This is a genomic window from Hymenobacter lapidiphilus, assembly GCF_013377885.1.
In the GTDB taxonomy this organism is placed as follows: domain Bacteria; phylum Bacteroidota; class Bacteroidia; order Cytophagales; family Hymenobacteraceae; genus Hymenobacter; species Hymenobacter lapidiphilus.
Genome location: NZ_JABKAU010000041.1, coordinates 1 through 19193 on the forward strand (window position 1 = coordinate 1; position 19193 = coordinate 19193).

Genomic DNA, 19193 nt, shown 5'->3' on the forward strand with positions numbered 1-19193 from the left:
TTCGGGCAACAACCTCATCAAAAAGGCCACCCAGGTGCTGCTGGGCAAGCAAGTGCCCCGCGACGAAAGCGAGCGGGTCTACGACCTGCCCTTCGTGGGCGTGAAGGCCCCGCAGTTCTCCTTCACCCGCCTGCCCGGCGCCGACCCGGTGATGCGCGTCGACATGGTGAGCACCGGCGAGGTAGGCTGCCTGGGCGACACCGCCGAGGAAGCCCTGCTGAAAGCCATGCTGAGCGTGGGCTACAAAATTCCCACCAAAACGGTGCTCATTTCCGGCGGCCCCATCACGTCGAAAGTGGCGCTACTCTCCGCCACCCAGCTGCTGGTGAAGCGCGGCTACCAGATTTACGCCACGCAGGGTACCCACCGCTTCTTCGCCGAAAACAACGTACCATCGAGCCTCCTTTATTGGCCCGACGATATGCAGGAGCCCAACGTGCTGACGTATATCAAGGAAAAGAAAATCGACCTGGTCATCAATATCCCGAAAAACCTCTCGAAAGGCGAATTGGATAACGACTACAAAATCCGCCGCACGGCCGTGGATTCCGGCGTGGGTTTGCTGACCAATGCCCGACTGGCCAAGGCGTTCATTAAGGCCTTTTGCACGCTGGAAATGAAGGACTTGAAGATTAAGAGCTGGAACGAGTACAAGGCGATGTAAGTGCAAGTATTAGCAGAAAACAACGTCATGCTGAGCAGAGTCTAAGCACGACGTTGTTTTTATTCTGACAAATTCTAGATGAACAAGCATAAGATAATAACTTCCACTAAATCAAAGCAGACCTATAACCGTGTATTGGGGGTGGCCATATCTGTTTTAATTATGCTGAGCCTGCATTCTTATTTCGATAAGAAACAGAAAATGTTGAGTTACTCTACTACACGAGGAAAAGTCATCTGGCTTGGCATACCGTCAGGTATCAGAACCGGTCCTAGACAAGTAGAGTGTAGGTACTATGTTGATGGTAAGCCTTATCAACAAACGTTCTCGAGGGAAATAGATCAATTGAAGATTGGGGACTGTCTGGAGATAAAGTATAGCCGAATAGATCCTGATATATCTGAGGTTGACTATGAAAAAGGCTTGATTACCTGCCAAGGCAAATAAATGTCCATAAGGTCGTTACTCCGACTACCAAATCACAGTGTGCTACTGTGACCACCATCCCCCACATGAAAAACTTCACCTCCTTCGCCGATGCGGGCGACTATAAAGCCCTGTTGCAGCAAGCCCTGGAAATCAAGGCCAACCCCTACGGGTACCAGCACATCGGGCGCAACAAAACTGTCGGCCTCATCTTCTTCAACCCCAGTTTGCGCACCCGGCTTAGCTCGGTGAAGGCGGCCTACAACCTTGGGGCTCAGGTGTGGGTGCTGAACGCTGGTACCGACTCGTGGACGCTGGAAACGGCCGACGGCGCCGTGATGGACGGCTCGACCCAGGAGCACATCAAGGAGGCCATTGCCGTGATGAGCCAGTACTGCGACGTGCTGGGCGTGCGCACCTTCCCCACGCTCACCGATAAGGAAGCCGATTATAGCGAGGTCTTCTTCAACAAGATTCTCAGCTACGCCACGGTGCCCGTCATCAGCCTCGAAAGCGCCACGTTACACCCGCTACAAAGCTTCACCGACCTACTCACGGTGGCCGAAACCAAGCGTACCGAGCACGTGAAAGTGGTACTCACCTGGGCTCCGCACGTGCGCGCGCTGCCCCAGTGCGTGCCCAACTCGTTCTGCGACTGGTTCACCGATATCGACTGGGTGGACCTGGTCATCACCCACCCCGAAGGCTACGAATTGGACCCCAAATTCACCCGCGGGGCCCGCATCGAGTACGACCAGCAAAAGGCCCTGGCCGGCGCCGACTTCGTGCAGGCCAAAAACTGGAGCAGCTACTACGACTACGGCCAGGTGCTCAGCACCGACCCCGACTGGATGCTGACGCCCGCCCACATGGCCCTCACCAACGACGCCAAGTTCCTGCATTGCCTGCCCGTGCGCCGCAACGTGGAGGTGTCGGACGCCGTGCTCGATTCGCCCAACTCACTCATCATCCAGGAAGCCGGCAACCGCACCTTTGCCATGCAAACAGTACTGCACGAGCTGTTGAAGTAGGGGAGAGGTCGGTTCTGCCAGGTAAGAGTGGAGCTTGCACCCGCCCCTACCTGGCAGAACGAGAACATGGAAACGCTGTAGGGGCGGGGCTTGTCCCCGCCCGCCGTTGAACGATACCGGTAGAACGGACATGTAAATGAAGTAGGGGCGGGGCCTGCTTCCGCCCGCCGTTAGGGTATGCTATTGCACAGAACCAAGCGTAGCTGTTCGAGGGGCGGGCGGGGACAAGCCCCGCCCCTACGATTTTACCCCTAAATTTGCGGCAATGCTCGTATTGCCTACCGCCGCCCGCCCGTTTGTTCTGTTATTGATTGCCTGCCTGCTGACCACTGTGTCGCCGGTGTGGGCCCAAGAGGCCGGGGTGCCGCCAAAGCGGGAGTTGCGGGGCGTGTGGATTGCCACGGTGGAGAACATCGACTGGCCCAGCAGCCGCAACCTGAGTCCCGAGCAGCAGCGCCGCGAGTACCGCCGCATCCTCGACGACCACCAGCGCACCGGCATCAACGCCGTGTTTGTGCAGGTGCGGCCCGCTTCCGATGCCTTTTACGCCAGCGAGCTGGAGCCTTGGAGCAAGTGGCTAACCGGCACCCAGGGCAAGGCGCCCGCGCCCTACTACGACCCGCTGCCGTTCCTGATTGAGGAAGCCCACAACCGCGGTATGGAGTTCCATGCCTGGTTCAACCCCTACCGGGCCACCATGGACACGCTCACGCGCCGGCTCGCGCCCAACCACCCGTACCGGCAGCATCCGGAGTGGTTTCTGCGCTACTCGGGCAAGCTGCTCTACAACCCTGGGCTGCCCGAAGTGCGCGCCTACATCAATCGCGTGATTCTGGACGTGGTGCGCCGCTACGACATCGACGGGGTACACTTCGACGACTACTTCTACCCGTATCCGGAGGCTAAAAAGGTGATTGAGGACCAGGATGCCTTCGCCCGCTACAACCCCGACAACCTGAAGCTGGCCGACTGGCGCCGTCAGAACGTGAACCTGCTCATCCGCGACCTGCACGAGTCCATCAGCAGCACCAAGCGCTGGGTGAAGTTCGGCATCTCGCCTTTCGGCGTGTGGCGCAACCAGCGCACCGACCCCAACGGCTCCGACACCCGCGCCTTCGAGGGCTACGACGGCCTGTATGCCGACGCGCTGGAATGGACCCGCCAGGGGTGGGTTGATTACCTGCTGCCCCAGCTGTACTGGAGCACCGGCTTCGCGGTAGCCCGCTACCCCACGCTGGTCGAATGGTGGGCCCGCAACGCCAACGGCCGCCACGTATACATCGGCCACGGTGCTTACCGCATGCTCGAAAACACCAAGGCCGACACCGTGTGGCGCAACCCGCGCGAGCTGCCCCGGCAGGTGCGCCTGAACCGTACGTATCCCGCCGAGCTGCAGGGTAGCGTATTCTTCAGTTCGAAGTCGCTCATGGCCAATCCGCTACGCACCACCGACTCGCTGCGGCAGCACGAGTTTCGCTACCCGGCCCTGCCGCCGACCATGCCCTGGATTGATGCCGTGCCGCCGCTGCCGCCCCAGCGCCTGACCGTTACAGCCAGCACTGCCGCCAACGTGCTCACCTGGCAGCCCGCCCCGCCCGCTCCCGACGGCGACCGGGCTAGCTACTACGCCCTCTACCGCTTCACGCCCGACCAAACGCCCCGTCCCGACGACCCGCGCAACCTGCTGGCCCTGGTACGGACAAGCCCCGGCACCGGCCTCGTTTTCGCCGATACCACCGCCCGCCCCGGCCAGGCCTATGCTTATTACCTCACCTCCCTCGACCGCCTGCACAACGAAAGTCGCCCGATGTGGGTGCGCACCACCGGCCGCGCTGCCGAAATAGTAATAGCCCAAGCCCCACCTGAACCCACGCCCGAACCGGCCTCCGTAACGCCACCCACGCCCCAGCCGAATCCGGCCCCTGCTCCGGTAGGCGAAACCCCGGCCCCACGTCCGCCCGTTGTGCGGCCCGCTCCAGGTCCTCCAGCCCCCACCAAAGTCAAGATAAAAACCAAGACGAAAAAGCGTGGTGGCTTTTTCGAGCGCGTCTTCGGCGGCCGGCGGTGACCTTGTCTTACTTAGTTGTTAGCTGAGAGTTTATAACTTTTGTTCAGGAGAGGCAGACATTGCGAACAAACGAAAAGGGCCCTGCACTCAGTTGAGTGCAGGGCCCTTTTCGTTTGTTCGCCTAACGGCTAACTACAGCGCCTTTATAGCCAGCGTAACAGTTACATCCGTGGTGGAAGTGCGGTTGAGGCCGGTGACGGTGAAGATGGCGTACTGGTCGAGGCCACGCAGGCGGGCGATGATAACGTCGCCGACGAGCACGTTATCAAGCTGGGCTACCTGGCTGGCGGCGGCCGTGGCCTGGTAGGTCTGGCGGATGCTGTTGAGCGTGGCGTTGGTATAAGCCGCTGCGCCGCCGGTGGCCACACGCACAAACTTCGTCGTGTTGAGGGCCTGCAGGCGTACCGCATTGCCGGCTGTGCTGGTAATGGCTACGTCTTTGGTCGCAATGGGAGAGGCGGCTGCTACCGGCGCGAAGGTCGTCAGGTCGAAGGCGGCCAGGTCGCCGCCGGTGGTGCCGGTGTAGCTGAGCGTGGCGGTGCGTGCGGCGGCTAAGGGCGTGGCCGCGACGGGCGTGAAGGCGACAGCCGTGACCGTGGCCGAGCGGGTGCTTGGCGGCACGCTCAGGAAGCGGCTTTTGGCTTCGAAGCGAAACACCACCGGCTGGCCCGCGCTGCCGGCCGGTAGCGCGGCATCGACGTTTACGGTGGTGGCGGCTCCGCTCTGGGCACCGGCTACCGGCACGCGCTGGCGGGCAAAGCGCCGCTCGGCAGCCGTACCCACCTTCACATAGGTAATCAAGCTGTCGATATCCTTGTACAGAATACCAGTGGCCGTGAACGAGGAGGCGGTATTAATGCCGCCTTCGTTGATGACTACCGGAAAGCGCACCACGTCGCCGGGAGCGGGTGATGCACCGGTTGGCAGGGTTACGTTGGTCGGGGCATTGAGGCGGATGATAGGCGTGGCCTCGGCCAGCCGGAAGCTGAAGTTACGGCCCTTGATCTGGCCGTTGGTGCTTACCAGCAGAGCATCCACCTTCACGTTGGCTTTGTTGGCACCGGCCGGCACCACGTAGTTCACCACCAGTGTATCGGCCTGCCGGATGCGCGAGAAGGACGCCTTGTACGGAATCGTGGTGACCAGCGTCGAGTCGCGGCCGGGCTCTATTTTCTGGTAAATCCGGATTTCCTTGATCGGGTCGGTTTGGGGGGCGAAGCGCAGCTCGAACGGCACTACCTCGCCGGTAGCGTACTTGGTGGCCGTGCCCAAGGCGTTGGTGGAGAAGGTGGGGAACTGGGGCCCGACTTCGGAGTAGTACGTATCCAGCTCCTTCTCGCAGCTGCTCAACAGCAGCACCGCCGCCAGCGGCAGCAGCCGGGCCGGACGGGAAAACAGAGGCGTAGAGTTCATATCAAAAGGGAAAAAGTCGAAAGAGGATGGGGGAGAACGGGTAACGCACCCGTCATGCTGAGCTTGCCGAAGCATCTATACCGCTTCGTGGTAGAGTTGGCTAACCCAACTGAGTTGGTGTTGCGATAGAGATGCTTCGGCAGGCTCAGCATGACAAGTACGTTGGCAACATCAGCACGACAGGTTGCCTTTTAAGGCCGGTCGAACCACAAGGGCTTACCGATGTAGTCGTCGTTGGTGGTGGCACCAGCTTCGGAGAACTGGCGGGCTACTTCCTCGGGGTTATACAGGGTTTCGGTGGCACCCGGCAGCAGGCGGCGCGGGAAGCGCAGTTTGGGGTCGGGGTTACCCGACAGGTCCGCGTTTACGCTGTTGCCGGTTGGGTACTGGAAGTTCACGTACACGTCGGAGCTGAAGTCGTAGCGGCGCATGTCGGTCCACGACTCGGGGTTGAGGAACATAGCAATGTACTTCTGCTCCATGATGGCGCGGGGCACGGCGGGGTTGGTAGGGGAGGCCAGCTGCTCGGCCGTCTGGGCCACGGCGGCGCTGTTGAGGTAGGTCGTAATCTGGGCCGGCGTGATGACGGGGAACGTAACATTTGGCGCGGCAAAGGTGCCGCCCACCCCGATTTTAGCCATGTGTGCTCGAATGCCCTCTTTGTAAGCCGTCAGGGCCCGGGTTTTGTTGCCTGCTTTAAAGGCGGCCTCGGCCTCGATGAATTTGAGCTCGTGGTAGGTAATCACCTCGAAGTAGCCCAGGTCGCGAGCGTACCAGCTGGCATAGAAATCGGTGAGGGTGCTGCCCGGCGTGAGGTTGGTGCCGGCAGGCGTACCGGCGCCGGGAGCCGCTCCGGTGCTGGTGGTGGGGGCCATAATGCCGAAGCGTGGGTCGGTTACGCCCGGAAACCTATTGCCATCGAGGTAGTCGAGGAAGTTGTTCGAGAACGTGGCCGTGCCGAAGTTGGACCGCGTGGTACCGAAGATGTTGGTGGTATTGACCAGGGGCGCCACCGCCGCCTGGAACTGCAGCTGGGCATCGTCGGTCGTGGCCTTAAAGCCCTTGTCGACCAGGGCCAGCACGGCGTTGGGGTCGTAGCTGGCTTTTTTGGTTAGGTGGTTGAGCTGTCGGGCCTTGAGCGAGTAGGCCAGCTTAACCCACTTGGTCGGGTCACCTTTGTACAGAATGTCGCCACTCTCGCTGGGCGAGGTGCTGTAGAAGGGCCGCGTGTTTTCGCTGGCGGGCTTGCTCATCTCCACAATGCCCTCATCGAGCAGCTGGTTGATGGACGCGTACAGCTGCTCCTGCGAGTCGTACTTGGGCTTGTAGTTGGCCCCGCCCTGGTAGGCTTCGGAGTAGGGCACGTCGCCCATCATGTCGGTGAGGTGGGCCAGAATCAGGGCCTGCATAATCTTGCCTGCGCCCACGTAGTACACCGACCCCTCGGCCTGCGCCGCCTTTATCATGGGCGGAATGTTGCCACCCGACTGAAAGTAGGAGTAGTTGAACGTGTTGGTGCTCTGGGCGTTGGTGAAGCGGTACTGGTCGTTGCCGCCGCTGTTCACGGTACGGCTCACAATGTACTGTTCGATATACGGCGTACGCAGACTGGTGAACATCTGCGTTTGAATGCCGTTGGCGATGATGTTGGGCAGCAGGAAGTTGGGCGTGGCCTCGGAGGGGTTATTGGGGTTGTCGTTCACGTCGAGAAAACTCTCGCACGAGCTCAAGGCCCCGGTTCCACCCACAAGCAGCCCCAGAAACAGAAGATATTTTTTCATTGTCGTGTAGTTAAGCTGTGGTCTGCTAGCGGTTAGCTGCTGGCTGGTCAGCGGTGCTTTCTGTAAGACCAGAAAGCAAGTCGCTATCAGCCAATAGCTAGCAGCTTATCATTAGAAAGTAACGCGTAGGCCCATGTCCACGCCGCGGGTGGCGGGCACGTTGCCGTAGTCGAAGCCGTTGGAGCCGCCGCCGCGCACACCCGAGCCGGAGGCCGCCGTTTCGGGGTCGGCTCCGGTGTATTTGGTCAGCAGCAGCAGGTTGCGGCCGGTTACGTTCAGCTCCAGGCCTTTGATAACGCCGGTACGCTCCAGCAGTGCGGCAGGCAGCGCGTAGCTGAGCGTGGCGTAGCGCAGGCGCGTCCAGGAAGCGTCCTCGATGAAGGGCGTACCCACCGCGCCCAGAATGTTCTGGTAGTATCCTTGGGTCAGCTCGACGGGGCGGGCATTGGGCGAGTAGCTGCCGTCGGTATTGGTCACTACGCCATCGAATACCACCTCCTTGTAGCGTTCGGTGGTGCGTGGGCCGGTGCCGGTAACGGTGCTGTACAGGTCGTTGCCGTTCACTACTTTGCCACCCACCCGGAAATCGAGCAGGAAGCTCAGGCCCACGCCCTTGTAGCTAACCGTGTTGGTAAGCTGCGTAGTAAAGCGCGGCGCCCGGTTGCCAACGTAGGTGAACGTAGTGCCCGGAATAGGATAGCCGGTAGTGGGGTTGATGAGCATCTTGCCGAAGTCAGGACTTTCGGGGTTGGTTACGCGCTGGAAGTCGTAGGCGGCAATGCCCGTAATGGGCCGTCCCACAAAAGCGCCGCCCTGGTGCACGTTGGTAATAAAGGCATCCGACTGGAACACCACCGTCAGCGGCGAAGGCAGCGACTCGGTGCGGTTGGTGTTGTGGTAGAAGTTGGCCAGAATATCCCAGCTGAAACCCGATGCCGAACGAACGGGCGTACCGCTGAGTGTGACTTCCTGGCCCTCATTGGTTACTACCCCGCCGTTGATGTACTGTAGAATAAAGCCCGTGGCCTGGCTGACGCGCGGGGCAATCAGCTGGTCTTTGGTGCGCGAGAAATAGTAGTTGAAATCGAATCCCAGCCGGTTCTGGAAGAACTGCAGGTTAACGCCGGCCTCGTAGGAGCGGGTCTGCTCAGGCTTGAGCAGCGGGTTGGAGCCGAAGAAGTCGTTGCGGAAGCCGCCCCCGATGTAGGTATTGCTCGTGAGCGGCGACAGCACCCGGTACGGGCCGGTGTCGCGGCCCACCTGGGCCACCGAGGCCCGCAGCTTGCCGTAGTTGAGGATGCTGTTCTGCTCCAGCCCCAGCGTGCGGGTAAACTCGTAGCCCAGCGCCGCCGAGCCGTAGCCGAAACCCTTGCCGAATACCTTGCCCTCATCGGGCCGCGGCAGCGTCGACGATTTGTCGTAGCGGCCCTGCAGCTCCACAATTATCTGGTCGAAGAGCGTGGTACTAAGCTGAGCGAAGTTGCCCACCAGCCGCCGGGTGCTCACCCGCTGCAGGGCATTGCGAAACGCCGTGTTATTGATGCTCACAAAGGTCGGATTCAGGAAAACCAGACCTATATAGTCCACCGCCTCACTGCGGCTCTGCTCAATGGTGTTGCCCAGAATCAGCGAGCCGCGCAGGTTTTCGCTGAACGTGTGCTGGAACGAGGCCAGGGTAGTGGCCGTAATCAGCCGGTTGAGGTCCACGGTTTCGGCAACGCCGCCGTTCTGGTTGCCCACCTGCGAGGTGCCCACCGCCCGCACCGAAGTCGAGTGGGTGGTAGCCAGGTCGGTACCGATGTTGTGGCTCAGCGTCAGGAAGGGCAGTACCTTGAAGCTGAGCTGAGTGTTGCCCAGAAAGCGGTTGGTGCGGTCGGTCTGGGGGTTGTAGATGGCCGACCAGTAAGGGTTGTCGGCATCGATGTCGGTGCCGTTGTTGGGCGGCAGTAGGCGGCGGCGGCTACCGTCGGCGTTGAGGTAAACGCGGGCGTCATCATTCTGGGGCCAGTTAAGCAAACTCAGCAGAAAGCCGCCCTGCGAGCCAAACAGACCTGGCCCTTGCAGGGTGCGCCGCCCGCCCGAGTTCAGGTACTGGGCTGAGCCCGTTACGTTGAACTTGGGCGACAACTGGGCCGTGCCCGAGAGTCGCACCGTGGTTTTGTCGTACTTGTTTTCGGGCGTTACGCCAGTCTGGTCGAGGCGCGAGGCCGATACGAAGAAGGTCGCCTTCTCGGTGCCGCCCGACATATTCAGGAAGTTCTGGAAGGCATAACCCTTATCAAAGAAGTTGGGCAGGTTGTCGAACTGCGCCTGGCCCGGCGCGAAGCGCGGCCCCCACGAGTTACGGGTGGTAGCGTCAAACACCCCGTTCGAGCCCTGCTGGTACTGGTCCTGCGTTTTGGGCAGCCGGTTCACCTCATCCACCGAAAACTGCGTGCGGTAGTTGATGGTGGTGCGGCCGGCGGTGCCCTTTTTGGTGGTGATAACCACGGCGCCGTTGGCAGCTCTCAGGCCGTAAAGGGCGGCGGCGGCCGGGCCTTTTAGCACCGTCATGCTGGCAATATCTTCGGGGTTAAGGTCACCGGCGCGGTTGGGCGTGCCCACCGAACGGCCCAGCAGCCCGTTGAACTGCGACCCCCCGCCGGGTGCCGTGCTTTCCTGAAACGACGAGTTATCCATAATCATCCCGTCGATGATGAATAGCGGCTGGTTGTCGCCGTCGAGCGAGGTACCGCCCCGAATGACGATGGCCGAACCCTCACCCGGCGAGCCACCCGACGAGGTGATGTTGACGCCTGCCACCTTGCCCTGCAGCGCATTCACGATATTGGTCTGGCGCGAGTCGATGATATCCTTGGCCTTCACTTCCTGCACCGCCGTTACAATGTCGCGCCGTTCCTGGGCAATGTTGTAGCCGGTAATCACCACGTCGTTAAGGGTGGTGGTGCTTTCCTTCAGCGCAACGCTAATGGGGCCGTCGCCGGCATCCACCGCCCGATCCTGGGTGGTGTAGCCGATAAAGCTAAAAGAGAGCGTACTGCCCGGGGCGGCCACAACTGAAAAGCGCCCTTCCGAATCAGTGGTGGCGCCAATGGTAGTGCCCTTCACAATTACCGTTACGCCGGGTAGTGGTGAGCGGTCGAGAGCGGCCGTTACAACGCCCGTTACGGTGCGCTGCGCCGTTGTCTGGGCCCGAACCACCTGGGGCGGGAGGGCCAGCGCGGCCCCCAGTGCGGGGGCCAGCCAGTAGAGTTTTTGCATGATGCAGGGAGAAGAGTGGTGGGAAATGCAGCAGCGGCCGGTATGGCCTGCAGCCAGTAAGCTGGCCGCACCGTGCCAGGAAAAACCTTCGGCAACGGAATAGATAGGAAGAATAAATAGCGCAATTGGCTCACTAAGGCAGTGTGCCAGGATACGAAGATGATGATAAAGTTGAAAAACGCCCAGCTTGAAAGCAAGTATCTTAGGTGGTACTTCCGCTTCTGTGCTCATGCTGCTTAAGCCAGGTGCCGTTGCCTGCCAATTAGTTCGCGCTTGAAACTGTCGATGATGGTCAGGTAGAGCGTTTGTCAAATCACTGCGCAGTGCGTAGAGACGCGACCCATCGCGTCTGCTCGTTGCACGGCTACTGTTCAACGAGCAGACGCGATGGGTCGCGTCTCTACGCACCCTACCGCAGCCCGAGATTTGCGCTAGTTTACCCGATACCTAGCGCAAACTGCGAAGGGTTTTATCGGAATGCAGCAGGTGGAGTGAGGCTCTGCACCCTCCGCCATACTTTGTAATGCGGGTTAAACACCTGTGCTGCCGCAGTTTTACCAATGCGGAAAACGCCTTTGTAAGACATCTGCAACTGTAGCGCCCCAGTCGGCGGGCGAAGGTGCCGAAACTTGGGTGTCGCATCCGCTTTGCCCGGCCGTGTGGCCAGCCTGTTCTGCCCGAACACGGTAACCATATTCTTTGCTGAGGTTGGGACTTCAGCAGAAAAAGGGCGCTATCCGCTGGCATCTAACAATATATTACAACAGAAAAGACTAATATTTCTGCTACATTCCCACAGCTTAGTCCAGTTTCCACCCCATTTCCCACCTCATATGCCCCACCATTACGCTTGCATACGACCACTGATGCTACTGGGCGGGCTGGCCACGCTGCCCTTGGTTTCGGCCCACGCTCAAACTCAGCAGGCCTTTACGCTACAGGGCCGCGTTACCGACGAGCGGGGGCAGGCGCTGCCCGGCGTAACAGTGCTGGTGGGTGGTACCGCACTCGGGGCCTCGACCGATGCCGACGGCAATTACCAATTGGCCGTGAATCTGGCTCCCGGGGCCTATCGGCTGGTATTTTCGGCCATTGGTTACCAGGGAGAAACCCGCCCTATTACGCTGGGCAATAGCTCTGCCGTAAGTACCGATGTGGTGCTGAACACGGCCAGCCAGAGCCTGGATAACGTCGTTGTAATTGGTTCGACGGTGGCCGTGAACCGGCGCGAGCTGGGCAATGCCATTACCGTTATTGATAGCAAGCAGCTGGAAAAAACGGGTAGCGGCCAGCTGCTTAACTCCCTGCAGGGCAAGGTGGCCGGCGCGCAAATCGTGCAGAACTCGGGCGACCCTTCCGGCTCCATATCGGTGCGGTTGCGCGGTATTACTTCGCTGGCCGGCTCCTCCGACCCATTGTACGTGATTGATGGCGTAATCGTGAGCAACCAGAGCACCAACGTGTCGCAACGGGCGCTGAGCAACGACATTGGCACGGCCAACCCCGGCCAGAACCGCCTGGCCGACATCAACCCCAACGACATCGAGAGCCTGAACGTGCTGAATGGAGCCGCCGCCGCGGCCATCTACGGTTCGCGGGCCTCCAACGGGGTGGTCATCATCAACACCAAACGCGGTAAAGCCGGGGCCGCGCGGGTGTCGGTTTACACCAGCTTCCAGATAAACGAGCTGCGCAAGTCGGTGCCCGTGAACACGTTCGGTAAGCAGTTCGGCTTCGAGGGCCTGCGGCTCTACCCGATTTCGGGCGTGTCGGCGGCACAGATTGCCGCCAACCCTGGCACGACTACCGTTGGCATTACGCGGGCCAACGGCACGGCCCAGCTGGCCAGCAACCTCGTAGACGTGCAGCGCTACGACTATTTCAAGGATATTTTCCGCACGGCTTCCGGCACCGACAACGGCGTTTCGATTTCGGGCGGCTCCGACCGGACCCAGTACTTCGTGTCGGCGGGCTACCTCAACAACAACGGCATCATCGACGACACCAACTTCCGGCGCTACAACCTACGCGCCCGCGTGGATCAGCGCCTGACAAACTGGGCCAAGGTGTCGGCCGGGGTGAGCTACATCAACAGCTCGGCCAGCGAGAAGGCCAACGGCAACGTTTTCTACAGCCCCATCAACGCGGTCAACATCACCAACAACATCTACGACATCAGCCGGCGTGATGCCAACGGCAACCTGCTGGCCGTGGAGCCTACCCGCGTCAACCCGCTCTCGACTATCGAGGACATGAAGTTTACGCAGGCCACCAACCGCACCATCAGCGACCTGCAAGTGAACCTGACCCCGTTTAAGGGCTTCAGCTTCGACTATATTCTGGGTGTAGATGCCTACTCGCAGGTGGGCCAGGGCTACATCCGGCCCTATCCGTATCAGGCGGCGGCCGGCCTGCCGGCCGCCCGCTACCCCGATGGTTTTGCCTCCGATGCCAATAACACGGAAATCAACCTCAACTCCGATATCAACCTGGGCTACGAGTACAATTTCTCGGAAGATTTCAAGCTTAGCCTGCGCGCCGGCTACAACTACCAGTACTTACGCAACTCGTTTGCCAACCAGCAGGGGCAGTTTCTGTCGCCGTTCGTAACTACTATCCGCGGAGCTGCCCCCAGCACCGTTACGGCCGATTACTCGCTGGCCCAGTCTGATTTGAACGGTATTTACGGGCAGGCCACGGTGGGCTACCGCAACCTGGCTTTCCTTACCGGAGCCATCCGCCGCGACGGCTCGTCGCGCTTCTCGCCTTCCCAGACCAACCAGTATTACCCCAAAGTGAGCGGCTCGCTGGTGCTTTCGGATATTGATTTGTGGAAGAATGCGGCTTTCGCCCAGCAGTTCAACACGTTCAAGCTGCGGGCCAGCTACGGCGACGCGGGCAACCTGAACGGCATCGGCCCCTACGACCGGTTTTACCAAGTCAATCCGGGCCTGTTCGTGACGAGCGCGCTGGTGCCCTCGGCCCAGCTGGCCAACGGCGGCGTGCGGCCCGAGCGCCTTAACGAGCTGGAAGGCGGCGTGGATCTGGGCTTCTTCGGCGACCGGCTGGGCCTGAGCGTAACGGTATACCGCCAGCGCATCAGCGACTTGGTGGTACCGCGCAACCTAGCTCCTACCACCGGCGGCTCCACCATTCTCGACAACGTGGGCACCATGGAAAACCGGGGCCTGGAGGTGCTGCTCAACGGCACGGCCATCCGCACTACCGATTTCAGCTGGGACATGACGGTTGTTTTCAGCCGCAACCGCAACGAGGTGACCAAGCTGCCCGGCTCGAATGGCAACGTGCAGGCCATTACCATCGCCAACTCGGCCGGGGCACCGGTGTATCTGCTGCAGGGCCAGCCGGCGGGCGTGTTCTACGGCTCGACCTACGCTACCAACCCCGACGGCTCGTTGCTGCTTACGCCCCAGGGTTTCCCGCAGGATGAGCGCACCAGCGGCCAGGTAACGGGCTCCACTACCTACGTGCCCTCGCGCGGAGCCGATGGCCAGCCCAGCTACGCGGCCGGCACGGCCGTGGCCCAGGCCCTCATCGGTAACCCCAACCCCGACTGGACCGGCTCGTTTACTACCAACTTCACCTACAAAAAGCTGGGCCTGCGGGTGCTGCTGGATGCCGTGCAGGGCGCCGACGTGTTCAACGCCGATTACCGCACCCGTCAGGGCGTGGGCCTGGGCGATTTGGCCGAGAAAGAGTTGCGCGGCGAACTACCTCGCGGCTACATCTACGCCATCTACAACACCCAGCAATTCCGCATCGACGACGGCTCGTTTGTGAAGCTGCGCGAAGTGGCCCTTAATTACGCGCTGCCCACATTCAGCAAATACATCAGTTCCCTTGACCTCTCGCTGGTGGGGCGCAACCTGATTTCGTGGGACAACTACAGGGGCTTCGACCCCGAAACCAGTGCCGGCGGCTCCTCCGATTTGCTGCGGGCCATCGACTTCGGCAACGTGCCCATTCCGCGTACCTATCAGCTCCGCCTGGCGGCCACCTTTTAGCCCTCCTTTCTTATGAAAAAGCTAGTTCTGTTTTTCGTCGCCGGCACCCTTGTACTCGGCGGCTGCAACAAGGAGTACATCAACCCGAGTACCGTCAGCGTAGAGCAGGCCACCGGCTCGGCCGAGGGCCTGACGCTGCTCAGCAACGGCCTGCAGGCCCGTTACGCAACTGGTGGGCTGGTGAGCGTGCTCTATAATAAGGTGGCCCTGAGCGGCCTGAGCACCCGCGAGATGTTCCTTCTCAATCAGGGCAACGTCGATGAAAACAACGTGGCCGTTGGCGGGGCCAGCATCGTGAACGACAACGCGGTAGTGCGTAACCTCTGGACCACGGCCCAGCTGGTGCGGGCCAACGCCGATTTGATTCTGGCCAACGCCAACAACGCCACCGACCCCGGCACCCGCAGTGGCATCGTGGCCTACGCCAGCATTTTCCGGGCCCTGACGCTGGGTGATATCGCGCAGTTTTTCGAGCAAACGTCGTTGGTGACGGGTGAAAACGCCACTTTCGTGCCGCGCGAGGAGGCTTTGCGCAGCGCCGTTACGCAGTTGGAGGCCGCCGCCGCTCAGCTGGCCGCCGCGCCCGTTTCGGCCGAGTTCCGGGGTAAAATTGTCCCCGGCATCGACCTGACCAATACGCTGCAGGCTCTTATTGCCCGCTACAGCCTCGTGCTCGGCGACTATGATAAGGCGCTGGCCGCCGCCGGGCGCGTAAATCTGAGCAGCCGCTCGGTGTTCAACTTCAACAACATTGCCCGCAATCCGCTTTTCGATGTGGTGTTTGGCAACAAGAATATCTTCGAGCCTACCGATGTAAACCTGGGCCTGACCGGGCCGCTGGCCCCGGCCTCCGGCGACGGGCGAATTCCGTTTCTAGTACGGGCGGCTCCCTTGCCCACTCAGAATCGCGGCTTGGGTTTCTACACGGCCAACGACGCCCCGATTCCGGTGTATGTGCCGGGCGAGATGCTGCTGATTCGGGCCGAAGCCTACGCCCGCAAAGGCGACCTGGCCAACGCGGTTATCGAGCTGAACAAGGTGCGCACCAAAACGCCGGCCCAGGATGCCTTCGGCCTCGGAGCCAGCCTGCCAGCGTACTCGGGGCCGCTCACGGCCGATGCCATCCTGCTCGAAATTCTGCGTAACCGCTACGTTGAGCTGGCCTTCCAGGGCTTCCGGCTGGGCGACAGCCGCCGCTTTGGCCGGCCCGGTCCGGGCCAGCCCGGGGCCGAGCGCAACCGCAATTTCTATCCCTACCCACGCATCGAGCGCGAAAACAACGGCAATACCCCCGCCGACCCGGCTAATTAGCGCTGTCAATAGAGAGTTGGCTTTCAGCTGCCCGACACTCAAAGGAAACGTCATTCGGAGCATGCTCTGAATGACGTTCTAACAGCTAACCACCAAAACAATGACCACTGCCACTACCCAGGCTGCCCTTGAAACTACCGGCGCTGTGCCGCTGGCCGAGGCCTCGCAGCCGGCCCGCCTCATCAGCCTCGACGTGTTTCGGGGGCTCACGGTGGCGGCCATGATTCTGGTGAACAACCCCGGCGACTGGGGGCACATCTACGCCCCGCTGGAGCACGCCAAATGGCATGGCTGCACGCCCACCGACCTCATTTTCCCGTTTTTCCTGTTCATTGTGGGCGTCAGCATCAGCTACGCGCTGAGTGTGGCCCGGCAGCAGCCGGCCACTCATGGCGCCGCCATGTTGCGGGTGCTGAGGCGGGCGGCGGTGCTGTTTGGGCTGGGGCTTTTGATGGCGCTATACCCGAAGTTCGAGTTTGATACAGTGCGGGTTCCGGGGGTGCTGGCCCGCATTTCGTGGGTATTTCTGGTCTGCGGCATCCTGTTTCTGAAAACCAGCCGTCGCCAGCAAATCGGGCTGCTGATTGTGCTGCTGGTGGGCTACAATGTGCTGTTGCAGTTGGTGCCGGTGCCCGGTTTCGGCCCGGCCAACCTGGAACCCGAAACCAACCTCGGGGCCTGGCTCGATAGGGCGGTGTTCAGCGAAGCCCACCTCTGGAAGCAAAGCCGTACCTGGGACCCCGAGGGCCTGCTGGGCACGCTGCCGGCTATTGCCACCGGTCTGATCGGGATGCTGGTGGGCCAATACCTGCGCCGCCGCGAGCTGGAACCGGTCGTGCGAGTGGCCCAGCTGTTCGTGGCCGCCACCGGCCTCATCGTGGCGGGCCTCATCTGGAATATGTGGTTTCCCATCAACAAAAGCCTCTGGACGAGCTCCTACGTGCTGTATACCGGAGGATTGGCCACGGCCGCGCTGGCGCTGCTCTACTGGCTCTGCGACGTGCAGGGCCGCCGCGGCTGGTGGACGAGCTTCGGGCAGGTGTACGGCGTGAATGCCATTACCGTGTTCTTCCTGTCGGGCATCGTAGCCAAAACCTTGGGGGCCATTAAAGTAACGGCGGCTGAAGTGTCGCTCAAAACCTGGCTCTACAACACGTTCTTTACGCCCTATTTCAGCTCGCTAAACGCCTCGCTGGCCGGTGCGCTGGTGTGCGTGCTCATCTGGTTCGGAGTGTTGTGGCTGATGTACAAAAAAGGCGTCATCATCAAGGTTTGATTGAATAACTGGGGCTCGATTGGTGGGGGAATGAGTTAGGCAGCTGTCATCCTGAGCAGCGCGAAGGACCCTACTATGCCTGAACAGCTGTGCCAACGGCTCGTTCAAGCGTAATAAGGTCCTTCGCGCTGCTCAGGATGACAGCTGCCTATCTCATTCCCTCATTCCTCCGAACGTATACCCCGCGAAATCCTCCCGCAGCTGAGTTTTGCGGATTTTGCCGGTAGCCGTGTGGGGCAGTTCCTCCACGAACTCCACGGCTTCTGGTATCCACCAACGGGCCACTTTGCCTTCGTAGAATGCCAACAGTTCCTCGGCCGCGACCTCATGGCCGGGCCGGCGCACCACTACCAGCAACGGCCGCTCGCTCCATTTGGGGTGGGGGCGGCCAATCACGGCGGCTTCGGCCACGGCGGGGTGGCCCACGGCCAGGTTCTCCAGCGCGATGCTCGAAATCCACTCCCCACCCGACTTGATGACGTCCTTGCTCCGGTCGGTTATCTGCATGAAGCCGGCCGCGTCGATGGTGGCCACGTCGCCGGTGCTGAACCAGCCGTCGGCAGTCAACTGGCCAGGCGCGTCGGTACCGAAGTAGTCGGCTACCACCCAGGCGCCGCGCACCAGCAGGTCGCCGAATGCCACACCGTCGTGGGGTAGCACTTGGCCCGCGTCGTCCACAATCTTTATATCCACGCCATAAATCACCCGGCCCTGTTTGGCTAGCAGGTCGGCCTGCTCTGTCGCACCCAGGCCCAATTGCTGAGGCTTGAGGGTGCTGACGGTGCCCAGGGGCGAGGTTTCGGTCATGCCCCAGGCGTGGCGGATTTCCACGTTCAGCTCCTCGCCGAAGGCCTTAAGCAGCGCCGGCGGGCAGGCCGCGCCACCCACAATCATCTTGCGCAGCGTGCTGAAGTGTAGTTCCTTGTCGCGCATGAAGGCCAGTAGACCCAGCCAGATGGTGGGCACGCCGGCCGAAAACGTCACGCCTTCCTGCTCAAACAACTCATAGAGGCTGGCCGCATCCAGCCCCGGTCCGGGCAGCACCAGCTTACAGCCCAGCATGGGCGCCAAATACGGAATGCCCCAGGCATTGACGTGGAACATGGGCACGACGGGCAGAATCACATCCTGAGCCGAGCAGTTGAAGCAATCGGGCAACCCGGCCGCGAAGGTATGCAGCAGCGTGGAGCGGTGCGAGTAGAGCACGCCCTTGGGCTCGGCAGTGGTACCCGAGGTGTAACAGAGCGAGGAGGCCGTATTCTCATCGAACACCGGCCACTCGTACTCGGAAGTCTCGGCCGCAAGCAGGTCTTCGTAGCAGCGCAAATCAGGTAGTGTGGTGCTTTCAGGCATGTGGGCCCGGTCGCTCATCAATACCCAGTTCCGCACGCCGGGGCAGGCGGGAGCCAGCTTTTCGGCCAGCGGCAGAAAGGTGAGGTCGAAGAAAATAGCCTGGTCCTGGGCGTGGTCGATGATGTAGGTGAGCTGCCCGCCGAACAGGCGCGGGTTAATGGTGTGGCACACGGCCCCCATGCCCGACACGGCGTAGTATAGCTCCAGGTGGCGGTGGTTGTTCCAGGCCAGCGTACCCACCCGGTCGCTGGGGTTTATGCCCAGGCGAGCCAGCACATTGGCTAATTGCCGGCTCCGGCGGCCCAGCCCGGCGTAGGTGTAGCGGTGGAAACCACCCTCGGCCAACCGGCTCACAATCTCGGTGTCGGCGTGCCACTTCTCGGCGTGTTCGAGCAGCCCGGCAATGCGCAGGGGCTGGTGCATCATGAGTCCTAGCATAGGTTGAGGGCTTCTGTGGTGGGAGCCTTCAAGCTAGGAGTTTTCTGGTGGATTTTAATTTTCTCACAGAGGAGTGCGGAAGCATGCGCAGAGGTTAGAAGTAGTTCCTCCATTCTTCCTCTGCGCATGCTTCCGCACTCCTCTGT

The 19193-nt window shown here is 61.0% G+C and carries 9 protein-coding genes and 1 pseudogene; 6 read left to right on the forward strand and 4 right to left on the reverse strand.

The genetic code is table 11. The annotated features are described in order from the left end of the window. The 3 genes and pseudogenes from HW554_RS16995 to HW554_RS20870 form a co-directional block, all read left to right on the forward strand. Window positions 1-664, forward strand: a pseudogene (locus HW554_RS16995) (carbamoyl phosphate synthase large subunit); the annotation flags it as partial. Window positions 665-1176: 512 nt separating this feature from the next. Further along, window positions 1177-2121: an N-acetylornithine carbamoyltransferase gene (locus tag HW554_RS17000; protein ID WP_176909793.1), complete on the forward strand. Its 945-nt coding sequence runs from the start codon at window positions 1177-1179 to the stop codon at window positions 2119-2121. A 265-nt stretch (window positions 2122-2386) separates the two neighbouring features. Further along, window positions 2387-4189, forward strand: coding sequence for a glycoside hydrolase family 10 protein (locus HW554_RS20870; protein WP_176909775.1), 1803 nt, complete (start codon window positions 2387-2389; stop codon window positions 4187-4189). A gap of 132 nt (window positions 4190-4321) precedes the next feature. Here the strand turns inward: HW554_RS20870 and HW554_RS17010 are convergent, their stop codons facing one another. The 3 genes from HW554_RS17010 to HW554_RS17020 form a co-directional block, all read right to left on the reverse strand. Beyond that, window positions 4322-5602 (reverse strand): hypothetical protein, encoded by a 1281-nt coding sequence (locus HW554_RS17010; protein WP_176909776.1) that lies wholly within the window; start codon window positions 5600-5602, stop codon window positions 4322-4324. Between the two features lie 191 nt (window positions 5603-5793). Then, entirely contained in the window at window positions 5794-7383 is a 1590-nt protein-coding gene (locus tag HW554_RS17015; protein WP_176909777.1) for a SusD/RagB family nutrient-binding outer membrane lipoprotein, read from the reverse strand. A gap of 111 nt (window positions 7384-7494) precedes the next feature. After that, window positions 7495-10644 (reverse strand): SusC/RagA family TonB-linked outer membrane protein, encoded by a 3150-nt coding sequence (locus tag HW554_RS17020; protein WP_176909778.1) that lies wholly within the window; start codon window positions 10642-10644, stop codon window positions 7495-7497. An 833-nt stretch (window positions 10645-11477) separates the two neighbouring features. Between HW554_RS17020 and HW554_RS17025 the strand changes: the two genes are divergently transcribed. From HW554_RS17025 to HW554_RS17035, 3 genes are all read left to right on the forward strand, one after another. Then, the gene (locus tag HW554_RS17025; RefSeq protein WP_246285414.1) at window positions 11478-14669 is read left to right on the forward strand and encodes a SusC/RagA family TonB-linked outer membrane protein; all 3192 of its coding nucleotides are present in this window, start codon (window positions 11478-11480) and stop codon (window positions 14667-14669) included. Window positions 14670-14681: 12 nt separating this feature from the next. Then, window positions 14682-15980, forward strand: a complete 1299-nt coding sequence (locus HW554_RS17030) for a RagB/SusD family nutrient uptake outer membrane protein (RefSeq protein ID WP_176909779.1) — start codon at window positions 14682-14684, stop codon at window positions 15978-15980. A 100-nt stretch (window positions 15981-16080) separates the two neighbouring features. Continuing rightward, window positions 16081-17256, forward strand: coding sequence for an acyltransferase family protein (locus tag HW554_RS17035; RefSeq protein ID WP_246285416.1), 1176 nt, complete (start codon window positions 16081-16083; stop codon window positions 17254-17256). Between the two features lie 153 nt (window positions 17257-17409). Here HW554_RS17035 and HW554_RS17040 read toward each other — a convergent pair whose 3' ends face one another. Then, window positions 17410-19047, reverse strand: a complete 1638-nt coding sequence (locus tag HW554_RS17040) for a 3-(methylthio)propionyl-CoA ligase (RefSeq protein WP_176909780.1) — start codon at window positions 19045-19047, stop codon at window positions 17410-17412. Between the last annotated feature and the right edge of the window lie 146 nt (window positions 19048-19193).

Bases quoted from the DNA above. Each gene is read 5' to 3' on its own strand.
- HW554_RS17025 (WP_246285414.1), top strand. From the start codon at position 11,478: ATGCCCCACCATTACGCTTGCATACGACCACTGATGCTACTGGGCGGG.
- HW554_RS17040 (WP_176909780.1), bottom strand. From the start codon at position 19,047: ATGCTAGGACTCATGATGCACCAGCCCCTGCGCATTGCCGGGCTGCTC.
- HW554_RS17020 (WP_176909778.1), bottom strand. From the start codon at position 10,644: ATGCAAAAACTCTACTGGCTGGCCCCCGCACTGGGGGCCGCGCTGGCC.
- HW554_RS17035 (WP_246285416.1), top strand. From the start codon at position 16,081: ATGACCACTGCCACTACCCAGGCTGCCCTTGAAACTACCGGCGCTGTG.
- HW554_RS17015 (WP_176909777.1), bottom strand. From the start codon at position 7,383: ATGAAAAAATATCTTCTGTTTCTGGGGCTGCTTGTGGGTGGAACCGGG.
- HW554_RS17010 (WP_176909776.1), bottom strand. From the start codon at position 5,602: ATGAACTCTACGCCTCTGTTTTCCCGTCCGGCCCGGCTGCTGCCGCTG.
- HW554_RS17000 (WP_176909793.1), top strand. From the start codon at position 1,177: ATGAAAAACTTCACCTCCTTCGCCGATGCGGGCGACTATAAAGCCCTG.
- HW554_RS20870 (WP_176909775.1), top strand. From the start codon at position 2,387: ATGCTCGTATTGCCTACCGCCGCCCGCCCGTTTGTTCTGTTATTGATT.
- HW554_RS17030 (WP_176909779.1), top strand. From the start codon at position 14,682: ATGAAAAAGCTAGTTCTGTTTTTCGTCGCCGGCACCCTTGTACTCGGC.